This window comes from Mucilaginibacter flavidus (assembly GCF_024055575.1).
GTDB lineage: Bacteria > Bacteroidota > Bacteroidia > Sphingobacteriales > Sphingobacteriaceae > Mucilaginibacter > Mucilaginibacter flavidus.
The window spans coordinates 22,697-46,185 of record NZ_JAMXOE010000001.1 but is presented as its reverse complement, the minus strand read 5'-3'; the positions used below and the strand labels follow the sequence as shown (position 1 = coordinate 46,185).

The 23,489-nt window shown below is 45.6% G+C and carries 17 protein-coding genes; 10 read left to right on the top strand and 7 right to left on the bottom strand.

Going from position 1 to position 23,489, the window contains the following annotated elements:
• Window positions 1-423: 423 nt before the first annotated feature.
• Entirely contained in the window at window positions 424-627 is a 204-nt protein-coding gene (locus NAF19_RS00185; protein ID WP_252787714.1) for a hypothetical protein, read from the top strand.
• 509 nt (window positions 628-1,136) lie between these two features.
• Window positions 1,137-3,299, top strand: coding sequence for a beta-glucosidase family protein (locus NAF19_RS00180; RefSeq protein ID WP_252787713.1), 2,163 nt, complete (start codon window positions 1,137-1,139; stop codon window positions 3,297-3,299).
• Between the two features lie 279 nt (window positions 3,300-3,578).
• Here the strand turns inward: NAF19_RS00180 and NAF19_RS00175 are convergent, their stop codons facing one another.
• The 6 genes from NAF19_RS00175 to NAF19_RS00150 form a co-directional block, all read right to left on the bottom strand.
• Window positions 3,579-4,181, bottom strand: coding sequence for an outer membrane beta-barrel protein (locus NAF19_RS00175; protein WP_252787712.1), 603 nt, complete (start codon window positions 4,179-4,181; stop codon window positions 3,579-3,581).
• Between the two features lie 35 nt (window positions 4,182-4,216).
• Complete coding sequence (locus tag NAF19_RS00170) at window positions 4,217-5,029, bottom strand: sterol desaturase family protein (RefSeq protein ID WP_252787711.1); 813 nt, start codon at window positions 5,027-5,029, stop codon at window positions 4,217-4,219.
• Between the two features lie 354 nt (window positions 5,030-5,383).
• A complete protein-coding gene (locus tag NAF19_RS00165; RefSeq protein WP_252787710.1) occupies window positions 5,384-6,112 on the bottom strand; it encodes an SDR family oxidoreductase in 729 nt (242 codons plus the stop codon).
• 141 nt (window positions 6,113-6,253) lie between these two features.
• Window positions 6,254-7,504 carry a DUF2130 domain-containing protein gene (locus NAF19_RS00160; RefSeq protein ID WP_252787709.1) on the bottom strand — a complete coding sequence of 417 codons (1,251 nt, stop codon included), beginning with the start codon at window positions 7,502-7,504 and terminating at the stop codon, window positions 6,254-6,256.
• Between the two features lie 207 nt (window positions 7,505-7,711).
• Window positions 7,712-8,035, bottom strand: coding sequence for an ArsR/SmtB family transcription factor (locus tag NAF19_RS00155; protein ID WP_252787708.1), 324 nt, complete (start codon window positions 8,033-8,035; stop codon window positions 7,712-7,714).
• Entirely contained in the window at window positions 8,032-8,469 is a 438-nt protein-coding gene (locus tag NAF19_RS00150; protein WP_252787707.1) for an SRPBCC family protein, read from the bottom strand. Before NAF19_RS00150 ends, NAF19_RS00155 begins: the two co-directional genes overlap by 4 nt.
• A 118-nt stretch (window positions 8,470-8,587) precedes the next feature.
• Here NAF19_RS00150 and NAF19_RS00145 point away from each other — a divergent pair, with 118 nt between their 5' ends.
• The 7 genes from NAF19_RS00145 (at window position 8,588) to NAF19_RS00115 (ending at window position 18,553) form a co-directional block, all read left to right on the top strand.
• A complete protein-coding gene (locus NAF19_RS00145; protein ID WP_252787706.1) occupies window positions 8,588-9,178 on the top strand; it encodes a DUF6624 domain-containing protein in 591 nt (196 codons plus the stop codon).
• A 296-nt stretch (window positions 9,179-9,474) separates the two neighbouring features.
• Window positions 9,475-9,759 carry a hypothetical protein gene (locus tag NAF19_RS00140; RefSeq protein WP_252787705.1) on the top strand — a complete coding sequence of 95 codons (285 nt, stop codon included), beginning with the start codon at window positions 9,475-9,477 and terminating at the stop codon, window positions 9,757-9,759.
• A gap of 154 nt (window positions 9,760-9,913) precedes the next feature.
• A complete protein-coding gene (locus NAF19_RS00135) occupies window positions 9,914-11,767 on the top strand; it encodes a glycoside hydrolase family 13 protein (RefSeq protein ID WP_252787704.1) in 1,854 nt (617 codons plus the stop codon).
• Window positions 11,768-12,038: 271 nt separating this feature from the next.
• A complete protein-coding gene (pgmB, locus tag NAF19_RS00130; protein ID WP_252787703.1) occupies window positions 12,039-12,689 on the top strand; it encodes a beta-phosphoglucomutase in 651 nt (216 codons plus the stop codon).
• A 200-nt stretch (window positions 12,690-12,889) separates the two neighbouring features.
• The gene (locus tag NAF19_RS00125; RefSeq protein ID WP_252787702.1) at window positions 12,890-15,199 is read left to right on the top strand and encodes a glycoside hydrolase family 65 protein; all 2,310 of its coding nucleotides are present in this window, start codon (window positions 12,890-12,892) and stop codon (window positions 15,197-15,199) included.
• A 113-nt stretch (window positions 15,200-15,312) separates the two neighbouring features.
• Window positions 15,313-17,034: an alpha-amylase family glycosyl hydrolase gene (locus NAF19_RS00120; RefSeq protein ID WP_252787701.1), complete on the top strand. Its 1,722-nt coding sequence runs from the start codon at window positions 15,313-15,315 to the stop codon at window positions 17,032-17,034.
• A 151-nt stretch (window positions 17,035-17,185) separates the two neighbouring features.
• Entirely contained in the window at window positions 17,186-18,553 is a 1,368-nt protein-coding gene (locus NAF19_RS00115) for an MFS transporter (protein WP_252787700.1), read from the top strand.
• A 148-nt stretch (window positions 18,554-18,701) separates the two neighbouring features.
• Here NAF19_RS00115 and NAF19_RS00110 read toward each other — a convergent pair whose 3' ends face one another.
• Window positions 18,702-20,333 (bottom strand): hypothetical protein, encoded by a 1,632-nt coding sequence (locus NAF19_RS00110; protein ID WP_252787699.1) that lies wholly within the window; start codon window positions 20,331-20,333, stop codon window positions 18,702-18,704.
• A gap of 695 nt (window positions 20,334-21,028) precedes the next feature.
• On the opposite strand from NAF19_RS00110, the gene NAF19_RS00105 reads away from it, so the two are divergent.
• Window positions 21,029-23,485, top strand: a complete 2,457-nt coding sequence (locus NAF19_RS00105; RefSeq protein WP_252787698.1) for a glycoside hydrolase family 31 protein — start codon at window positions 21,029-21,031, stop codon at window positions 23,483-23,485.
• The last annotated feature ends 4 nt before the right edge of the window (window positions 23,486-23,489 follow it).

Genomic DNA, 23,489 nt, shown 5'->3' with positions numbered 1-23,489 from the left:
CCCACGCTGTCGGGGCTGCATGATAGCTGCGACTGATTAAATTTATAAAGAAACAGGCCGGCGCTATGACCCTGCCCTCCCGATAGCTATAAAGGAAACGGGCGGCGCATCAGCGACCGGCTTACTATGTACAACCGCACAGGGAAACCGCTTTTACCTCGCATTTTCCGCGCAGGCCTGCGACCTGCGCTAATGAATTACGCCCCTTTGGGGCTTTTGAGATTGTTCTTCAATTTAAACGCTAGTTATTTTAAAAGTAATTTGAGTCCGATGTCGCGTAAACAACGATAATCACCCAGCCCCAAAGGGTGGCATCCGTCAGCGCAGGTCGCAGGCCTGCAGCAAAAGCGATTTCTGTGGCAGAACGCGTCGCCCTTTGCACATTTGCTGCTTTTCCGCTATCTTTAGCGAAACCCTATCCGGATGGCATTATTTATATGGCTTTTTTTTGTGCGATTTTGTGCTTACCAGGGCCGTAAAAGGGTTATTGGTGGGTTTGATGGTATGGTGGCGGGCGCCCTGCTCGGTATATTGGGCCTTTTTATCATATTATCTTCGCGCCGGCTGGATGATAAGTATGCCGATGCTGCGCTGATGGAGAAATATAAGATTATAAAAGCGGGATAGTCCGCCGTCCACCCCAAAAAAAACCGCCCCGCTTTTCTATCTTACTTATTGACTTACAGTTGTTTTGTGGTTTCCCGTCAGCAGATAAGCTTCGGGCGAAATCCCAAAACGCTGCCGGCCTGTACGTTGGGCAGGGCATAGGAAATTTTTGCATTGCAGGGTAGACGCTGGAAAGGGTAGCCCGGCAAAACGCGAAGCCTCTTGAGCGCCAATAAAAAACCAATAAAAATTGCGAAAAAAGTAACAGCCTCCGCGGCAATTGAGCGGGGGCAACGCTAAGTTCTAAGAAGAAATTAAACTTCGAAGCTACCCGTACGTCATCACATTTTTTTTGAGAATCCGTGATGGATACTCAGCATTATCGGCTACCATTCTCAAATCCGTTAAATCGTGTAAATGCCGGTACTATTTTAACAATACCCCGGTAGTTGTTAATTTAGTCGTATATTGAGTTTACTTTACACTTATCGGGGCTTGTGGCCCGCGATTCAACCAATTATCCACCACCCATGAAAATTAAAATTTTCGCCAGCTTAACCATCGTCGCATTTATGCTGACGTTTACCAAAGCCCATGCACAAACCCAAAGCAGCCAGGCGCTCGAGGCCAAAATATCCGGCATCATTAAAAAACTCACGCTCGAAGAAAAGATAAGCATGCTGCATGCCAACAGCATTTTCGGCACGGCTGGCGTACCGCGACTAGGCATACCGGGTTTAATGACGGATGATGGTCCGCTTGGTGTGCGCGAAGATTTAAAGGAAGGCTGGGCCTCGGCCAACTTAACTACTGATTCGGCGACGTTTTTCCCGAATGGGTCGGCACTTGCGGCTACCTGGAACCCGGGGCTGGCTTACCGCTACGGGCATGATATGGGCGAAGAGGCCCGCTGGCGCAAAAAATGGATTATGCTGGTACCGGCATTTAACATTGCCCGTACCCCGCTTTGCGGGCGTACGTATGAGTATTATTCGGAGGACCCATTTTTGAATTCGAGATTGGCGGTGCAGGCGGTTAACGGGATACAGGGCCAGGGTATAGCCGCTTGTGTAAAACATTTTGCCGCAAACAACCAGGAAGTGGAACGCGGGCGGGTAAGCGTTGAACTGGATGAACGCACTTTGCGCGAAATTTACCTGCCTGCTTTTAAAGCGGCAGTAACCGAGGCAAATGCATGGACGATAATGTCGGCCTATAACAAAATACGGGGCGTTTACTGTTCGGAAAACCCTTATTTGCTCAACACTATTTTAAAAGACGAGTGGAAATTTAAAGGGATAGTGATAAGCGATTGGGGCGGCACGCACAGCACAGTAAATGCCGCCAATAACGGTTTGGATTTAGAAATGGGCAGCGGCGGCAACTATAGTAAATACTTTTTTGCCCAGCCACTGCTCGATTCGGTAAAGGCCGGCAAGGTAAGCATGGCGGTTATTGATGAAAAAATACACCGCATTTTGTGGGTAATGTACCATACGGTAATGGCTACCAACCCACCCGCAGGGAAAATAAATACCCCGGAACACAGCAAAACGGCTTACGATATTGCGGCAGAGTCGATAGTGTTATTAAAAAACGAACAGCATTTGCTACCCCTGAATACCGGTAACCTGAAAAGTGTTGCTATAATTGGCGACAATGCTACGGAAATGTTTCACCTGGGTGGTTTTGGGGCAGGGGTAAAGGCAAGGTACGAGGTTACTGCCCTGGCCGGGTTGCAAAACAGGCTGGGTAAGGCAGTCGCCATTAACTACGCGCAAGGCTACTCCGGCGTTTATAAGCCGCAGCGCCGCGATACCAGCAACAAATATAACAAGCCCGATACGGCGTTAATTGCGCAGGCTGTTGCTGCAGCTAAAAAGTCGGATATGGCTATAGTGTTCGTCGGTGGCAACCGCGAATGGGAAAGCGAAGCCCGCGACCGCAAGGATTTAACCCTGCCTTTTGGCGAACAGCAACTGGTTGATGCTGTAACTGCGGTTAATGCCAATACCATTGTAGTGGTAGTCGCCGGTGCGCCTTATGACCTTGGTAAAATAAAAAAGAACAACAGCACCGTGGTATGGTCGTGGTATAACGGGTCGGAAAATGGTAATGCCCTGGCCGATGTGCTGCTGGGCAAAGTAAATCCATCGGGCAGGCTGCCGTTTACCTTTCCGAACGAACTGAAAGATTCGCCCGCGCACGCCCTAAACGCCTACCCAGGCACCGACCTGAAAGTAGAATACAAGGAAGGGATTTTAGTGGGCTACCGCTGGTTCGATACTAAAAAAATCGAGCCGATGTATTGTTTCGGGTACGGCCTGTCGTACACCAATTATAGATATGCAGCCTTGCATACCGGCAAAACAAGCTACACCAAAGCCGAAAACATTACAGCAACTATAAAAGTAACCAACACCGGCAAATACGCGGGTAAGGAAACCGTGCAGCTGTACATCAGCAAACCAAACTCAGCTGTTGAGCGTGCAGACAAAGAGTTGAAAGCATTTAAAAAGGTCAACATTCCCGCCGGCCAAACCGCCAGCGTAACCCTGAGCATCCCGGTTAAGGATCTGGCTTATTTTGATAACAAGACCAATAAATGGGTGGTTGAACCGGGTAAGTATATGTTACTTGCCGGGGCGTCGTCAAGAGATATTAAGGGTACGGCGAGTGTGGTGGTGAAGTAAGTGAGTGGTGAGTAGTAAGCAGTGAGTAGGCAGTAGCGGGTGGTGTGTTAGAAGAACTGAGTTAAATATAAGAACATGATCGATTAAGTTGCGGGTGAAACCACAATAATTGGTGGTCGCCTCACCCTGCCCTCTCCAAAGGAGAGGCTCTGAAAAGTAAATTTCGAAGAGCGAAGTTTAAGTCCTCTCCTTTGGAGAGGATTATTACATGAGGGCTGCGCCGTTTAGGTGAGGCGACGATAAAAACTGTGGTCTACCAATCCTTATATCGAACTCAACTTAGAAAAGCGTGGTGGTGAAACCAATGCTAAAGGTTAGGTTTCCTGCCGATGAGGTGTAGCGGTGCTGGATAAGGTTTGGATAATAAGCAGGTTCGGCTACCAGTGCGAAATGCGGTGCAAGGTAATATTCAAAACCACCGGCCAGTTTAAATGCTGCCTGTGTTTTGCTTACCTGTTTTATCGTGTAACCCGTGGTGCTGCCTGATACCATGTCGTAGTTGCGTTGCTCCAGGCCTGTTTGCGCCAAAAGATACAAGCCAATTCCCTTTATTTTTTTGCGGTAACCGGCGCCCACTACAAAATAATTAACATGCAGCGTGCCGCTTTGTACGTTGGTTTGCTGGTAAGGGCCGCCATCGCTTATATAACTGCTGCTTATGCCGTCGTAATTAAAGCGGAAGAATACGGGGTTATTGTCGGGCCGGTATTCCATTGCCGTGTTTAGCACAAAGCCACGCTTGTAATGCTGGTGCTGGTCCGTAAGGTGTATATTAACGCCTATCATCCCCGGAAAATAAAAGCGCGAAGAAGCGCTTTCAGTCTGCGAAAATGCAGCCGCAGCATAAAAAAACAAGAAAATAAAAAGGCTGTATCTGTACAATTGTTATTTATTAAGATTAGCCCGACGCCGTAAACCTACTTTCGCACCAGCTTTTGAAACGGGATTTTTAAAATATTTACAAAGCGGCCGGTAACAACCGGGTCAGTATGGGTATCAATTCCAAAATGGGTTTCTTCGGCGGGTAGTTCCTGGTAGGTACCAAACAGGCGGTCCCAAATGGATAGCACATCGCCATAATTACAGTCGGTATAAGGCAGCTGGTAGTGGTGGTGCACATGGTGCAGGTTGGGGGTAATAAATATGGCGCCAACTACCATGTTCAGTTTGCGGGGCAGCCTGAATTCGGTATGCGCCAATACATTAAAAAAGCTTTGAAAGGCTTGCCGTATCATCAGCAACGCTATACCCGGACCCAGCAAAAACACCCAAAGCATTAAAAAGCAGGTGCGGATGCAGGTTTCAATAGGGTGCTCGCGCAGGGTTGTCGAAACGTCAACCTTTAAATCGCTGTGATGCACCAGGTGAAACCGCCACAAAATATCAAACTTGTGCATGATAACATGGTACGTATATTCGCCAAGGTCCATCAATAAAAACAGGCTGATGTAGTATACCCATTTGTTAAGATGATAGGGTATAAAGTAAATGAGGCCCCAATGGTTGGCGTTTGTCCACTTTAAAATCAGGATGATAAAAATGGTGAGCAAAAGTTGCAGCGGCAGGGCGGTAAAAATAAAGGATGCATTTAGAAACGTATGCGGAGCCTTTGATTTCGGCTTTGTTGCACCAATAATACATTCAGCTACCCACAAAGAAGTGATTATCAAGGCGTAAAAAAGTACTTGCGATAAATCCTCGTGCTGTTGTATAAAGGTACGGACAATCATGTATTAACAGGGGTGTAAATTAGTCCTTAAAATTAAATATTAATTCTGTATTATTTTTGAAGTAGAGTAATATTAAATTTATACAAAGCTATTGAGGGACTGTCAGGATAGGGGGAGCTGCGCAGGTTTAGGGCTGTGTGGTGGTAAAGAGTAGTCAGTAAATTAACGGGTATCTTCATTGCGAGGAACGATCCGCCAGCTGGCGGACTGCACATGCAAATCAAAGGAACAAAAACGTTGTGGCGACCTAAATGCCGCATTTTGGTCACCAAAGAAATCAAGGTCCATGATTGTCCTTAGCAGTCCGCCAGCTGGCGGATCGTTCCTCGCAACGACGGAAGTGGAGGGTGTTGGTTACTGCTCCGGATTCAATCTGTTAAAAGCACTCAATACCTCTTCAGGTCCCGCGTTGGCAATGATGGCGCCGAAGCCGAAGCCTATTTCGGTTTTGCCTTCAGCCAGTTGCGCAAAAACTGAATCGATAAATTCACTTACCGGTTGCGCAAAATTGTGCAGGCCTTTGCCGCCAAGGTCGGTGTTCAGTGCGGGTGGGATTAGTTCAATTACTTCAATATTTTTGGCTTTTAGCAGGTGCCTGGCTGATAGCGTAAAAGAATGGAAAAATGCCTTGGTTGCACTGTAAACCGGCACTTTTGTAAACGGCACAAATGCCAGGCCCGATGTAACATTAATAATGGTGGTTAGCGATTTTAAGCCGGCAAAAAGCCCTGTCAAATGTACAGGTGCCGCTATGTTGGTTGTTATCTCGGTTTGCGCCCGGTCGAAAAAGGTGTCGTCGGTAATGTTCATCCAGTTTTGCATGCCGGCATTATTTACCAGTACATTCGTGTCAGGGTGATTTTCAGCTACCCAGTTGTAAAGTTCAACGCGGTCTGCCTCAACAGCTAAATCGCAAACTTTGGTAATCAATCCGGAGTGTTTAGCCGCAACTTCTTTTAAAACGTCTTCGCGCCGGCCGCACACAATTACAGTATTGCCTTCGCTGATAAACCTTTCGGTGAGCCCCAACCCGATGCCGCTTGCACCGCCTGTTATTAATATTTTATTGTTCGATAATTTCATGATTGTTTATTTTGTTGGGAACAAAGATGGGGTGAAAATGGCGCAGGAAGTTTGCGAAAGTCAATCAGATAATTGCAAAAATCAAATAAAACTATTTTTGTCATTCTTCACAACGTTCAGAATGACAAAAATAGTTTGGGTCTATTCTAACAACAACGCATCCTCATCATCTGTCAAACTCAATTGTATCACATCGCTGCCGGCGATACCCTCTATCGAGCCTTGTATATGGGCGGCATTAAGCAGTACTTTTTCCAACTGCTTTTCGCGGGCTTTCCAGAGTTTTTCCATGGCGTCGCGTTCTTTTTGAATGCTCATGCGCATGCTCAGAAAACCTTCGCGTATGGCCTTCCATTGTTCGCTGAACTCGCTGCTGATGAGGTAATCATACAGCAGGTGCATTTTGTCACCCTTGTTGTCCTGCGATTTGGCCAGGTTGCTCAGCTTCAGAATACCGTCGCGCAGGATGTAGGCTACAGCCCGCACTTCGTCGAAAGAACAAATCCAAACGCCATCGCGTTCGCCAAAGCAGTCCATGCCTTTGGGGTAGCACTGGCTCACAATAACGGCTACATCAACGCCTATGCTGCGCATGTCCTTTTTTAATTTTTCAATCCAGTCGGCCCCGAAATCCTTTGTGCGTTTGCTTTCATAAATAATCCGGCCGCACTCCTGTCCAAACTGGTTGCGCACGGTTTGCACGCAATCAGCGCCACGCACACCTTTGCCCACTTCGCTTATTACGTCGAAGGGGAAATTAACGCGTAGCAAGTCTTCAAGTATAAGCTCCTGCACCTCGCCCTGTAGCTGCATTGAGCCTTGTTCGGCTTTACGCTTCATTTCCTCGGCCAGTTTTTTCTGGTCGTCAAGCTGTTTCTCCAACTCTTTAACTTTTAGCTGGTAGTCGGTATCTTTCAGGTTAAACTTTTCGCTTTCCTGTTTGCGTATTTGTTCGGTAAGCTCGTTGCGCTGCTCCTGCAATTTGCGCTGCAGGGCCAGTTCAAGCTCGGCCTCTTTATCCGCCAGGGCTTTTTCTTTCTGCAAAAATTCCAGTTCCTTCTGGCGACCAAGCTTTAGCTTTTCGTCTTTCTCGGCAACGCTGCTTTGCAGCATCAGCATTTGGTTTTCAAAATCGGTAGCGATGGATTTGCGCAGACTTTGCTCTACCTGCTGCTGCAATAGTTTTTTCTCGTCGGCAAGGCGCTGTTCAAATTGCTGTACCTGCAGTTTTTCGCGGTTTACAAAATCATTTTCCTTTTTGCGGTACTCCTCTTCCTTCTGATGCGTGTACTCCTGCATCTTCACCCGAAGTTCCTTTTTGTACTCCTCGGCCATCACTTCCTCAATCGGGAACCCGAACCCGCAGCTGGGGCATTTAACTTCTGTCGCCATAGTTTTAAATAGGCGTTAAAGATAGGAAAAGTTCATGGTTGATGGTTCATAGCTTATGGTAGAAGGTGGGAAATTAGTAGCAGTAGCCGTGGTAAGTGGCACTAAATAGATGAGACTGCTACTGCTACTTACCACTGCAACTAATTCCCATCCGGCATGAACCATTACCCTTCAACTTAGTTACACCTTTTCCAAATGGTTGAGTTATTAATGGGCTTTTGCGTGTTCGTTTAACAGGTTCTCCAGGTTTTGGAGCTTGTTTCTCCAGAACTTATCGAAATAGCCGAGCCATTCCTTTACACTATTAAAACCATCAGGACTTAGTTCGCAATAACGTTCGCGGCCCTGGTTGTTTATGATGATCAGCCCGGCATCGTACAAAACCTTAACGTGTTTTGATACTGCTGGTCGACTCATATCAAAATTGCCGGCAAGTCCGTTTATAGTTTGCTTGTCTTTAGTAAGCAGCATCAAAATCTCGCGACGGCTGGGGTCGGCAATCGCCTGGAAGGGGTCTAACGTTGTTCTCATTTCATTTCATTTAAAACCTGGGCCATGCGGCCGGGAATATGTTTGCGCCAGCCGCTGCCCATAAATATACTCGTAATATAGTTTTTAAACCCTTTAAAGCCCTTGTGTTCCAATAACAATTCTGTGCCATCTTCCCGCGGGGTAAGGGTCCATGTTAATATGGTATCGAGGGATAAATTATCCGGCGCAGATCCGCCTTTCCAGGTGTAAACCAGTTTTTTACCGGGTACAATCTCCGTTACCTCGCAATAAACAATACCATCGAAGCCCATTTTGGGAATTGGTTTGGTGTGGAAGTTAAATTTATGGCCCACTACGGGTTTAAAATCGTTTTTCATCAGCCACTGGCTAATCAGCTCGGGCGTGGTAAGGCACTCCCAAACTTTTTCAGCAGGGTGCGGAAAATGCCATTTAATAACAAGGTCTCGCTGCATAAACGCGTAACTTATGGGTTACGCAAATATATAAGTAACGTTTGGGTTACACAAATAAATTTATAATATTCTTTTCTTCAGTTTAAAAACTATATTTTTAGTTTTCAATCAAGTCAAAATGAAAATATCAACCTTCATTATTTTATCCTGCATTTTCATCGCTGCAAAATCGTCCGCCCAAACAGCTAAGCATGATACCCTGCTCATCCAAAAAATAGATTCAATGTTTAAGAACGACCAGTTTTGGCGAAAAGAAGAGGCTAAGCTTGCGAAGCAGCAGCCATCCGCTTACAGCGAAGAAACCATTCAAAAAAAATGGGCCGAAGCCGACAGTCTCAACCAAATAAAAGCAAAGGCTATTATAAAAAAATACGGCTATCCCGGTTTTAGCCTGGTAGGAGAGTGGTCGATAGATTTTTGGGCAATAGTTGATCATTGCGACGATGATATCTCTTTCCAGGAGCAAGTTTTGGCTTTAATGAAAATTGAGGTAGCGAAGAATAATGCCGGCAAGGAAGAGTATGCCTTGCTAACCGATAGGGTTTTGGTAAACAAAAAGCAAAGGCAGATCTACGGCACGCAGGTACGCACCAATCCTAAAACCCATAAAGCAACGCCTTTTCCGCTAAAATATCCTAAACAGGTTAACGCATTGAGGAAAAAGATGGGAATGGAGCCATTGGAGGTTTATTTGAAGAGGTTTGAATGATGGGCGTGATTGACCCTTGCAGTTTCGCGCAGGCAGTTGACCTGCGCTGATATATTGAAGCCTTTCAGGCTTAGGAATCCAATTGAAAGTATTCCTCCTGACCCTGAATGGGTCAAACTTGCCAGCGCAGGGCACCGCCCTGCGTGAACAAAACGACAGTTCCGCAACCTACAGAAGTGTAGGGGCTTATAGCATAAGCCCTCGCCACCACGCTGATGATCATTTATTTATAATCCCAGTATTACCGGGGCGCATTCGATACGCCGCTACGAAATTATTGCTTAAATTTGTTTATCATGAAACGGAATCATCATCTAAAAGACCTCGTTGAAAACATCAGGAAAACTGAGGAAATGATATTGTTGCATAAAACCAATAGCAGTCTGCCGATAATTGTAAACCAGTACGAAGCAATTAAAGCAAAACAGGTGTCCGAACTCATTGATGGCCTTGCCATGCCCCCTTATCAAACTATCGAAAGTATATCAGTAATAAAACATCTGCTAAACAAATTCTATCCCGATATCCCCGAAGGCTTGGTCAAGCAAAAAGAATTGAAAGAATTAGAAGATACGATTTAACTTATACTAAAATTACATTGCTATTCACAGCAAAATCCCTCTCCCAAACTAAATTTCAATTTTCCATACAACGAATCAATTTTATTTTAAATTTGAAACGCGGCTGCCCGAAAAATTCGTCGGCCCCTCCAATTATAGTCTGGTTAATCCTGGTATGAAAAAAGTATTGTTTTTTACGGCTTGCTGCCTGTGTATGGCAATGGGCTCATTTGCGCAAGTTCCTGCGCTGGAACGCGTAGAACCCATGTTTTGGTGGGTTGGGATGCAGAATCCTAATGTTCAATTGATAGTGCATGGCAACAACATTGCCGCCCGCAAAGTGGAGCTAAACTACCCCGGTGTAAAGCTGGTTGCGGTGCATAAAGTTGAAAATCCTAATTACTTATTCCTCGATTTACGCGTTTCTTCGGGTACTACACCGGGAACGTTCCCGATAAAGTTTCTTAAAGCCGGTGAAAAGCCGTTAATTTATAGTTATGCGCTGAAGGCCCGCGACCATTCGCCCAACCGCGCGCAAGGTGTTACCACCAAAGATTTAATGTACCTGATAATGCCCGACCGCTTTGCAAACGGCGACCTGGCAAACGACTCGTTTAATAATATGCGCGAGCAGGGCATCCACCGCGATTCGATGTTCAGCCGCCATGGCGGGGACTTGCAGGGGATTATTAATCACCTTGATTATTTGAAAGACCTTGGCGTTACCTCAATATGGCTTACCCCGGCTATTGAAAATGATGAACCTCATGCGTCATACCACGGCTATGCGGTTACCGACCATTATAAAATTGACGCCCGTTATGGCACCAATGCATTGTATAAACAATTTGTAGATAAATGCCACGCCATGGGCATGAAGGTGGTGATGGATCTGGTGCACAACCACGCCGGAACCGAAGGCTACACCATTTTGGATATGCCAATGAAAAGCTGGGTGCACCAATGGCCCAAATATACAAGGTCGAACTTTAAATATGAGGCTGTGATGGACCCCCACGCATCGGCGATTGACCGTAAACTGATGCTTGACGGCTGGTTTGACCACCGTATGGCGGATATGAACCAAAACAACCCTTACGTTCAAAACTTCCTGACCCAAAACCATATCTGGTGGATTGAATACGCCGGTGTTGATGGACTGAGGCTTGATACTTACCCGTACAACGACCCAGCCTACATGGCTAAATGGGCGCTTGATGTGAAAGCTGAATTTCCGAAGATGACAATATTCGGCGAGGTACTCACGCCGCTACCTTACACGCAGGCCTACTTCACCGAGGGGAACACCATTAACCGTGGCTTTGATACCCACCTGCCTGCAATAACCGATGGCGCTGTTAAAGATGCCATTTATGAGGCGTTGAATGGCCACGACGGCTGGGATAACGGCGTTACCCACCTGTACACCACCATCGCGCAGGATTTTATGTACCAGGACGTTACCCGTAACACCATATTTTTAGATAACCACGATATGAGCCGTGCGCTATCAATGGTGGGCGAAGACATTAATAAATACAAATCGGCGATGGCTATGCTGATGACGCTGCGCGGTGTGCCGCAAATGTATTATGGTGATGAGATCCTGATGAAAAATTACTCAAACCCCGACGGCCTGGTGCGTGAGGATTTCCCCGGCGGATGGAATGGTGATAAAAACAATAAGTTTACTGCTGATGGCCGCAACGACAAGGAAAACGATGCCTTTAACTATGTGCGCAAACTGGCCAACTATCGTAAAAACACCCCTGTTTTACACAACGGTAAAATGATGCAATACCTGCCGGAGTATGGCATATACGTGTACTTCAGGTACGATGCCAAAAAAACGGTAATGGTGGTTTACAACAGCAATGATAAAGAAGTAACCACCCCAACCGCCCGTTACGACGAACGGATAAAAAATGTAAAAACTGCAAAAAACGTTATCACCGGCGAAAGTTTGGATTTGTCGAAGCTCACTGTCGGCCCAAAATCGACTTTGGTTTTGGAGCTGGGGGATAAATAAGCAGGATGGGTTCGCCTCACCTAAACGGCGCAGCCCTCATGTAATAATCCTCTCCAAAGGAGAGGACTTAGCTGCGCTCTTTTTGAACCCTCTCCTTTGGAGAGGGCAGGGTGAGGCGAGTGATACATAATAAAATGAGCCTAAGTAATTTAGGATTTAACAATTGAACGATGATTTTTGAACCGTTAATTAGGGAATTCGTAAAAATAGTTGTCGCCGCAAAATGTGTAAGTAACTATGCCCTAATTAATTAAATTTGCCAACTAAAAAAATGAGTACTATTAAAGCCTGCATATTTGACCTCGACGGTGTGATAGTTGATACGGCTGTTTATCATTATAAAGCCTGGAAACGCCTGGCCGATCAGATTGGCCTTAACTTCACCGAACATGACAATGAATTGCTGAAAGGCGTTAGCCGCGTACGTTCGCTGGAGATAATATTGGAACTTAACCACGTTACCAAAACCGCTGAAGAACAAACCGAACTGGCTACGCAGAAAAATAACTGGTATGTCGACATGATAAACCAGATGACACCCGCCGAAATATTGCCGGGCGCCAAAGAATTTTTAGAGGCTTGCCGCGCTGCCGGGATAAAAACGGCACTGGGCTCGGCCAGTAAAAATTCATCAACCATACTTGCTAAAATAAACATGGCGCATTTGTTTGATGCCATTGTTGATGGCAACCACGTAAGCAAAGCTAAACCTGATCCTGAAGTATTTTTAAAAGGCGCCGAGGCACTTGGGGTAAGCTCCGCGGAATGTGTTGTGTTTGAAGATGCCATTGCAGGCGTTGAAGCAGCTATAAACGGCGGCATGAAGGTAGTGGGTATTGGTGAACCAGCCGTACTGAATAAGGCTAATATAGTGCTGAGTGGGCTGGATAAGATGAGTTTGGAATTGTTGCACAGGTTGTAAAACATTTAAAAAACTCGAATTATAACAAACTTGAGTTATAAAAAACTTTGTCATTGCGAGGAGGTACGACGAAGCAACCTCGTCGCCGCCATACAGGGCGAAGATACATGATGAATAAGCAAGGCGACGAGATTGCTTCGTTCCTCGCAAAGACAAGCTTGAATAAAGATTTTGACTGAAATACATTATTACAATAAAGAATGAAGGACTACATTGCAGTTGATGAGTGGAAGATCATAGAAGAAGGTTTTAACCCGCATCATAATAAAATATCTGAAAGTATTTTTAGCCTGGGCAATGGCCGCATGGGCCAGCGGGCAAACTTCGAGGAAGCCTATAGCGGCGAAACGCTGCAGGGTAATTATGTTGCAGGTGTTTATTACCCCGATAAAACCCGCGTGGGCTGGTGGAAAAATGGCTATCCCGAATACTTTGCCAAAGTACTCAACGCTGCCAACTGGATAGGTATCGACATCAACATTGATGGCGAAACTTTGGATTTGGCTAAATGCGAAGTACTGCAATTCCGTCGCGAGCTGAACATGCAGGCGGGCTATCTAAAAAGAAATTTCACTGCAAAAACAACCGGTGGTAAAATTGTTGAAGTTGAGGCTATCCGTTTTTGCAGCATGGCCGACGATGAGGCCGGTGCGATAAAATATACCATCACTCCTCAAAACTTCAGCGGGCATTTAACCATTACCACTTTCATTGATGGTGATGTTATAAACAAAGATTCCAACTACGACGAGAAGTTCTGGGACGAAATAAAAAAAGAAAGCTGGAACGACGGCGGTTTTATCCAATTGCGTACCAAAAAAACAGGTTTCGAAGTAGCAACCGGTATGCTTATCAGGGTTTTCCAGGGCGATGAAGCCGTGAAATTGAATACCCAGGCAGTCACCAAAGAAAAATACATAGCTGCGAAATTTAAATTACAGGCAACCGAAGGGCAAAGCATCAGCATTATAAAATATGCTGCAAACTTGTCGTCGCAAAACTATGCGGCGGCTGATTTGCCTGCCAAATTAAAAGATACTTTATCGCGTATCACCACCAAAGGCTTTGATACTATGCTGGCCGAACAGGCCGCAGCCTGGGCCGAAAAATGGAAAATGAACGATATCATTATCGAGGGCGATGCCTCTGCACAGCAGGCCATCCGCTTTAATATTTTCCAGCTTAACCAAACCTATACTGGCGAGGATGACCGCTTGAACATCGGCCCCAAAGGTTTTACCGGCGAAAAATACGGTGGCTCAACCTATTGGGATACCGAGGCTTATTGTGTCCCTTTTTACCTGTCGACAGCCGACCAAAAGGTAACCAAAAACCTGTTGCTTTACCGCTACAAACAACTGGGTAAAGCCATTGATAATGCAAAACTGCTTGGTTTTACCAACGGGGCCGCGCTGTACCCTATGGTTACCATGGATGGCACCGAATGCCATAACGAGTGGGAAATAACATTTGAAGAAATACACCGCAATGGCGCTATCGCCTATGCCATATTCAATTATGTTAGGTACACTGCCGATGACGCTTATTTAGCCGATTATGGTTTGGAAGTGCTGATAGCAATTACAAGGTTCTGGTCGCAAAGGGTTAATTGGTCGGGCGAGCGCCAGCAATATGTGATGCTGGGCGTAACCGGGCCAAACGAGTACGAAAACAACGTAAATAACAACTGGTATACCAGCACGCTGGCTGCCTGGTGCATGAAATATACCATTGAGGTTGTTGAAAAAGTTAAGGCAACTGAACCAGAAAAATATGCGGCGCTAGTTAGCAAAATCAACTTTAACGAAGACGAGGAAACCACCCGTTTTGCGGATATCATTGCAAAAATGTACTATCCGTACGACGAAAAGCAGCAGGTGTTTTTACAGCAGGACGGATACCTTGATAAAGAACAGATATTAGTAAAAGATTTGCCTGCTGCCGACCGCCCCATCAACCAAAAATGGAGTTGGGACCGGATACTGCGCTCATGCTACATTAAGCAAGCCGATGTTTTGCAGGGTATCTACTTTTTTGAGGGCGATTATGATTTGGAAACCATCCGCCGCAATTTCGATTTTTATGAGCCGCGTACAGTTCATGAATCATCGCTATCGCCTTGTGTGCATGCTATTTTAGCTGCAAAATTGGGTGACGAAGAACGCGCCTACGAGTTTTATTTACGCACTGCGCGTTTGGATTTGGACGATTACAACAACGATACTGAAGACGGTTGCCATATCACCTCGATGGCCGGCACCTGGATGGCCGTAGTTGAAGGTTTTGGCGGTATGCGCGTGAAGGATGGCAAGCTGTCGTTCCAGCCGTTTTTGCCGGGTAAATGGAAATCGTTCTCTTTCCATATCGGTTTCCGCGGCGCGGTGCTGAATATTAAGGTGAGCAAGGACGGTGTACAGATAAAGAACCTGTCGGGTAACTCTACTTCTGTACTAATCCACGATAAAGAGCAGGTGGTAAAGGCAAATGACGAATTATTGATTGAGGCATAAATGATGAATTTATGCTGAATGCCAAACCCACGAATTTTGTAGCTGTAATTTTGGTATTATTGATGCCATTAAGCACAATTTCGCAGGTAAGGCAAAAGGCGCGAACAAAAAAAATGGAACAACCATCAGCCAATAATAAACTTATAATATACCAAATGCTGCCCCGCTTATTTGGCAACACCAAAACAGTGAACAAGCCGAACGGCTCGATTGTAGAAAATGGGGTTGGTAAGCTGAACGATATTAACGACAAGGCCCTGCAGGAAATAAAAAAGATGGGCTTTACGCATGTTTGGTTTACTGGTGTGATAGAGCATGCAACCATGACGGATTATTCCGCCTTCGGCATTAAGGCTGATGACCCGGACATTGTAAAAGGCCGTGCCGGCTCACCATATGCCATAAAGGATTACTACGATATCGATCCTGATTTGGCCGTCGACGTTAAAAACCGCGTGCGCGAATATGAGGCCCTGATTAAACGCACTCATGCAAATGGTCTGAAAGTAATTATGGATTGCGTTCCCAACCACGTGGCCCGCACCTATGGCTCAGACGTAAAGCCGGCAGGGGTGAGGGATTTTGGACAGGACGATGATACAACGCAAGCTTTTAGTGCTAAGAACGATTTTTACTATATGCCAAACCAGCACTTGGAGGTTCCCGGTGGCTACAATCCGGGAGGCGATGAGTTTAAGAGCCCGCTAAAAGATGGCAAATTTGACGAGCATCCCGCAAAAGCAACTGGCAACGATGTGTTTTCGGCCTCTCCCTCGATAAACGATTGGTTTGAAACCATGAAGTTAAACTATGGGGTTGATTACCAAAATAACCGTACCCCGCACTTCGACCCGATACCCCAGCTTTGGAACAAGATGTATGATATCCTGAATTTCTGGGCCGCTAAGGGCGTCGATGGTTTCCGTTGCGATATGGTGGAAATGGTGCCCTTCGAGTTTTGGGGCTGGGTAATTCCGAAGCTAAAGGCAGAACACCCAGGGCTTGTTTTTATCGGCGAAGCTTATAACAGCACACTTTACAGCAAATATATCAACACCGGAAAGTTCGACTACTTATATGATAAAGTTGGCCTTTACGAGGCCATCCGTCGCTTAACGTGCGACCAACCAAATGCCACTACCTGGGATATTAACCAAGTTTGGCATAACGACAGCAATGGCATCGACGAGCACATGCTACGCTTTATGGAAAACCACGACGAGCAGCGCATAGCCTCGCGCGATTTTGCCGGCAATCCATGGTATGCAGTACCTGGCATGGTGGTAACCGCAACTTTAGCTACCGGACCCGTTATGGTTTACAGCGGCCAGGAAGTTGGTGAACCCGGTGCCGGGGCAGAAGGTTTTGGCGGTGATGACGGTCGCACCACTATATTTGATTATTGGGGAGTGCCCGAACACCAGAAGTGGGTTAACAACGGCAAATTCGATGGCGGACAATTATCCGAAGAGCAAAAAAGCCTGCGTAACTTTTACAGCAATTTATTAAATGTGGTGCATAATAATGAAGCGTTAAACTCAGGTAGTTTTTATGAATTGATGGTAGCCAATGAGCACCAACCGGGCTTTAACACAAAGCTTTACATTTTTGCCCGGTATACCGCCAAACAACGTATATTAGTAATTGCCAATTTTAACCGTTCAGAACAAAATATTATTGTAAAACTCCCCGATGACTTGCGCCATAAGCTGCAGATAAACACATCGGTGGAATTTACCGATATTTTAAGCGGGGCAAAATTTTTCAGCCACGACATAAATGATGGAGTAACAATTAAGCTTCCTGCCGCAAGCGGGATGCTGCTGGAGTTTTAGTTGGTTCACTAGTTCATTTGTTCACTGGTTCATTGGTGAAAAGTTTGACAGGCCTGCATAACGGTTGTCAAAGCAGACCAATGAACTAATGAACCACTGAACCAATGAACAAAACAGACCAATGAATAATAAAATGAACCTAATATAAATTATGGCAACACGCGGCATTTTGCAAAAACCAAAAATGAGTTTTTGGCAGATATTTAACATGAGCTTCGGCTTTTTGGGTATACAGTTTGGCTTTGCCCTGCAAACCGGGAACGCCAGCCGCATACTGCAAACCTTCGGCGCCGATGTGGAGCATTTGTCGTGGTTTTGGCTGGCCGCGCCTATTACAGGCATGATAGTGCAGCCGATCATCGGTCATTACAGCGACCGCACCTGGAACCGTCTCGGTCGCCGTCGTCCATACTTTTTAACCGGTGCTATTCTATCCGGTCTTGCCTTGTTTTTTATGCCGAATTCGTCGATGTTGGCTGCCATCATTCCGCCGATTGTGGTTGGTGCAGGTATGCTGATGATAATGGATGCATCGTTTAACGTGGCGATGGAACCTTTCCGCGCATTGGTTGCGGATAACCTGCCCGATAGCCAGCATGATTCAGGCTTTTCAATGCAAACCTGTTTGATAGGTGTAGGCGCCGTTATTGGGTCATGGCTACCATATGTTTTTGCCAACTGGCTGGGTATTGCCAAAACTGCCGCGCCGGGGCATGTGCCTGACAACCTGTTGTTTTCGTTTTATGTTGGCGGGCTTGTTTTGATAGCCAGTATTGTGTGGACGGTAGTTAAAACAAAAGAGTATCCGCCCGAAGAGTACGCGAAGTTTCATGAGCCTGAACCAAAAGATACTGTGAAAAAAGGCGGTATAGCCGAGATTATATCCGATTTGGCCAATATGCCTAAAACTATGAAACAACTTGGCGTAGTTCAGTTTTTCTCCTGGTTTGCCTTGTTTTCCATGTGGGTGTTTACCACACCAGCTATTGCCGATCACGTTTACCATATCCCAGCTGGCGATACATCGTCGGTTGCGTATAACAATGCAGGTAACTGGGTAGGAGTGTTGTTTGGTATTTACAATGCTACCTCGGCCATATACGCATTGTTGCTGCCCCGGATTGTACGCAAATCGAGCCGTAAAAAAACACATGCTTTCTCGTTAACCATGGGTGGTATCGGTTTGATATCAATCTTTTTTATTCAAAACGATTACCTGCTTATTTTACCGATGATAGGTATCGGCCTGGCATGGGGAAGCATCCTGGCGATGCCTTATGCAATCCTTTCCAGTTCAATCCCCGCCAAAAAAATCGGGGTGTATATGGGGATATTCAATTTCTTTATCACCTTCCCGCAAATTGTTAACGGTATAATAGGTGGCCCCATAGTAAAGCATTTTTACAACGGGCATGCTATTTATGCATTGGTAATAGCCGGTGTATTTATGTTTTTGGCGGCATTATCTGTACTGCGGGTTGAGGATGGAAGGGATATACAGATTATTGAAACTGCGTAAATATTTGCTCTTTCGATTTTACGCCCTCGCCAAAATATAAAAAAGGGTTTCAAACCTCAACGGAATGAAACCCTTATATTCAGGATTTGAACAATTTCAACCCTTAGTATTGCGAAGGAATACTACGAACGGGCCGAATCAGATTTACTTATTTACCTTTTACCCGCAAATTATCTTTCACAACCAGTATCTGGAGGAAGCCAATAGACTTCGCAGGAACACGCCCTGTTTTTGGATAATGAGCAGTAAGCTGAACAAGGAAAGTATCACCAGCCTTGGCATTTGCAGGTACTACACCCGAAACTTTAAAGCCGGTTGCAGTTTTGTCAGCAAACCTCAATAAATAGCCTTCACCCTTCCTGTCTTCTATTTCGCCCTTCGAAACCAGCTTAACCACAGGTTTAAGGTCGACTGAAGGTAGCTTTTTCCTGAGCACCGGGATGAGATAAGGCGGCGTTTTGGAATAAATGCGCCGGTGTTCCTTAATTACTTCAAAGGCTTTTTCATTGCGTGCAAAATCAGCAGCTGCATGTTGCACGTTGAATTGGATCCCAATCTGCGCTTCTCCGTAATGTTGGATATCGCCCAAAGCAATTTCGAAATTCCATTCAGCGCCGGGGCTTACACTAATTGTGTTGGTGTTTCTCCATGCCGAACAGTTGTGACCAACAGGCAGCGGGTTCGGTATGTTAACCGAATCTGCTGACGAGGTCGGATCGAACTGGCAGGGAGAATCGTCAGTATCAATACTAACCACCGCACAGGTATGGCCGCCTGTATTAATAAACGGCAATGACGATATAACAGTTGCAGAACTGGTAGCAGGAATAATAACTGTTTGCGTATCAAGCATTGCACCTGATGTGCCAACGCCGCCGGGGATGTTCCAGAACGTTACTTTGGTGCTTACCTCGTAAGCTGAATCATTATGTACTACCGCAGCAAACCCATAGTGTACACCGGATACTACCGAAGAACTTCCGATTGGCAAAAGTGTACCCAACGAAGTGGGGCTGAATGGTGTAAACAGCAGGATATCAGGGCTCTCATAGCCGCCGGTGATATATACTGATGCACGGTCTTTATAAAATGCAAACGCAGCTATATCCGAAGGGGTTGAAGCGTTTACGCCTAAGTTGAGGCTACTGCCGCTTATTACCGGGTTGCCCGCCGGGCCTTCCAGCTTTACCCATTTATCAAACACCGCCGTGCTGTTTACAACTGTTGGCGTGTTAATGGGATGGGCAGCTGCCACAAGCGTTTCCGCGTGCGGTTCAACAGGTAAGGAGCCGTAAACGTTAACGTTTGAAGTTAAAGAATTATCAGGCGCTATGCTGGTAATAAAGAAATTGTCAAGGAAAGCACCTGTTGTTTCATTGAAGGCGTCAAGGTAAATGCCCGGACCGCCGCCGCCAGGGCCGCCGCCGCCATGAACAATGTATACCACTAATATATTGATAACCGCGTTGCCTACAACCAGCGGGGCAAGCGGGGCCGAGCCTGGCAGGTGAGCAATGTCGGTTGATGTCTCGCCTGCGCCAACGCAGCCTGAAACATTCATAAAACCAAAATTATAGGTATGCCCGGCGAAGCTATGACTGGCCGGAGGAACATCAGGAGTGAATGTGCTGCCGGTAGCAAGCACATTGGTTGATGGTACCAAAATCCCGGGTACGGGCAGGTATTTTGATGATGTGGCAGGGTTTCTGTTCTGCCTGGTTTCGGGGCCGCCAACATTTAGCGGCTCGTAATACACATACTGGTAAATTGCGCTTGGCATGGTGATGTTTTTTAATGTTTTTCGCCTACTCTATTTTCCATTTTCGGCCAACTGGAAGCTTACTCTTTTATTTGTATTGCTGCAGACAATTGCAAAAAGGATTTTTAGCTCTTCCTCCGTTATTAATTTTTTTGAAATCGGTTTATTTTCAGGTAGATGACCCTAAGTTGAATTTTGATTTACTTAAAATAGAGCTTAAAGTTTATGACTTTGGTTAGGTGTCAATTTATAATCAATACTCAAAGGTATCGCAGGATATCAAAAAATGATGGCGTATAAACACTGAATTTTGCCCGTGTTTTTACGCGATGTTTGATGCGTTGGGCTACCCTACGCCATTTCTGAACCGGGATTTTTCACAACTGGAATTTATTTTTAATCGGCGTTCAAGAATGCTTCGCAGTTAAACAGATTAGGGATTTTCGGGATGTTGCATACATAGCATAGAAAGGATTTCTCATCCTCTAAAGTCAAATCCGCTAATCCCAAAATCCGCTTGCTCCCGGTTCAGTCTCTTCAACGGAAAAAATCCACAATTTAACCAACTTAAAAATTATCAAATTCGTAAAAATATACTCAAATCTTAAAAAACTGATATTGGCACGGTTAATGGTTTTATAAAAAAACGTATAATTGTATATTGCGTACAACTAACACATTGTACATATTTGAGGGATAGAGACTAAAAATTTTTAATGGAAGAAAATATACTGAACCAGGAGCTGTTAGCTACCAGATTAATTGAAGAAGAGGAAGAGGAGTTTCATCACCTTAATAATCCTGCCGATGGCATTAAACCCATCATCAAAAAATATCTTGGTGTGCCCACCCATGCCGATCAGCAGGGTAATAAGTTTTATTTTAGCGACAGTGATGCAAAAGTTGAAGTTACTGTTGTAAGCGACGAAATTATAAGGGTAAGGCTGGCGCCTCACGGCGTTTTTTTAGAAGAATTTTCATACGCGGTACCAAAACTGGAGCAAAAAGCCATCGTTTTTGCCTTACATGAAGACGCCAGCGAATTCCGGGTTTCAACAAGCCTTGTAACCTGCCATATACGTAAAGAAGACTTTTTTATATCATTTTCAGACAACCAGGGCCACATAACCAGTTCTGATGCTGTGCCGATGCACTGGGAAGAGAATGTGCAATTTGGCGGGTACTATGTTTATTGTACTAAAACCTGCGCCGAGCAGGAAAGTTTCTTCGGACTGGGTGATAAGCCTACCGAACTTAACCTGCGCGGAAAGCGTCTTAAAAACTGGAATACTGACGCTTATTCGTTTGCATGGAACCAGGATCCGCTTTACCGCAGCATCCCCTTTTACATCAGCGTAAACGAAGGTATTGCTCACGGTATTTTCTTTGACAATACATTTAAAGCTCATTTTGACTTCGGAGCGGAAGATGCTACCAAAACAAGTTTTTGGGCTGATGGTGGCGAGCTCCAATATTATTATATCCACGGTCCGCACATGATGGACGTAGTGAAAAGCTACCATTATTTGACCGGTACGCACCCTATGCCGCCGCTTTGGGCTCTGGGCTACCACCAATGCCGCTGGAGTTATTATCCCGAGGCAAAGGTTAAAAAGATTGCCAATGGTTTCCGCGAAAATAAAATCCCATGCGATGGTATTTACCTCGACATTGATTATATGGACGGGTACCGATGCTTTACCTGGAACCGCAAGTATTTTCCCGATCCTAAAAAAATGATTAAGGAACTTGCCGCCGATGGCTTTAAAACGGTGGTGATTATTGATCCGGGTATCCGCGTAGATGACAATTATTCGGTATTTAAAGAAGGCAAAGAGAACAAGTATTTCTGCCGCCGTTGCGACGATTACTTTATGGAAGGCCATGTTTGGCCGGGCCGTTGCCAATTTCCTGACTATACCAACCCCGAGGTGCGCGAATGGTGGGGAGGTTTGTTCGATGAGCTGGTTCAACTGGGCGTAGCAGGTGTTTGGAATGATATGAACGAGCCGGCCGTGTTTGGTGCTGGTACTTTTCCTGATGATGTTCGTCACCAATATGATGGTTTCCGCGGTTCGCACCGCAAGGCGCACAATGTTTACGGCATGCAAATGGTGCGCGCAACCTACGAAGGTTTGCGCAAACTGATGAAGAATAAGCGTCCGTTTACCATAACAAGGGCCGGTTACTCCGGTGTACAGCGTTACTCGTCGGTTTGGACGGGTGATAACGTGGCATCGTGGGAGCACTTAAAATTGGGTAACATCCAGATGCAGCGTTTGTCTACCTCGGGTATCTCATTCTGCGGTACCGATATCGGCGGCTTTAGCGGCGAGCCTGATGGCGAACTGTTTACCCGCTGGATACAGATGGGCACGTTTTCGCCATTTATGCGGGCGCACTCGGCCGGCGATACCAAGGAGCGTGAACCATGGAGCTTTGGTGCCCCATACACTGCCATCAACCGAAAGTTTATTGAGCTGCGTTACCGCCTGCTGCCATATTTATACTCCACATTTTGGGAGCACCACCGTTACGGCTTCCCGATCTTAAGGTCGATAGTTATGCAGGAGCAGGAGGAGATAAGCAACCACTTCCGCCAGGACGAATTTACTTATGGCGACAAAATTTTGGTTTGTCCGGTATTGGAGCCAGGTCAGCAGGCCCGCAAGGTTTACCTGCCTAAAGGCAAATGGTACAACTTCTGGACGTATGAACTGGTTGACGGAGGCAAAGAAGTTGTTGTGCCAACCCCGCTGGAAACTATCCCTATTTTTGTAAAGGCCGGTTCGGTTATCCCCGAATATCCTGTAATGCAATACGTTGGCGAAAAAGAGATTGAGGAAGTAAAGCTGAATATCTATTTCAGCAATTACGAGGTTAACTCGTTTTTATTTGAAGATTACGGCGAAACCTTTGCCTACGAGCAGGATATCTACTTAGAGAAAAAATTCGTGGTGACGGGTAAAAGTTCCCTGTTTACCATCCAACAATCAATGGAAGGACTTTATACACCGCGTTACGAAAGCTATCACTTCAACATCATTGGTTTGCCATTTGCGCCTTCAAAAATATTAGCCGATGGAAAAGATGTGCCTTACAGCATTGACGATAACAAATGCGTTGAGTTTAAATTCACCAAAAACTTTAAGCAGATAGAGATTGTGAAGTAGGGGA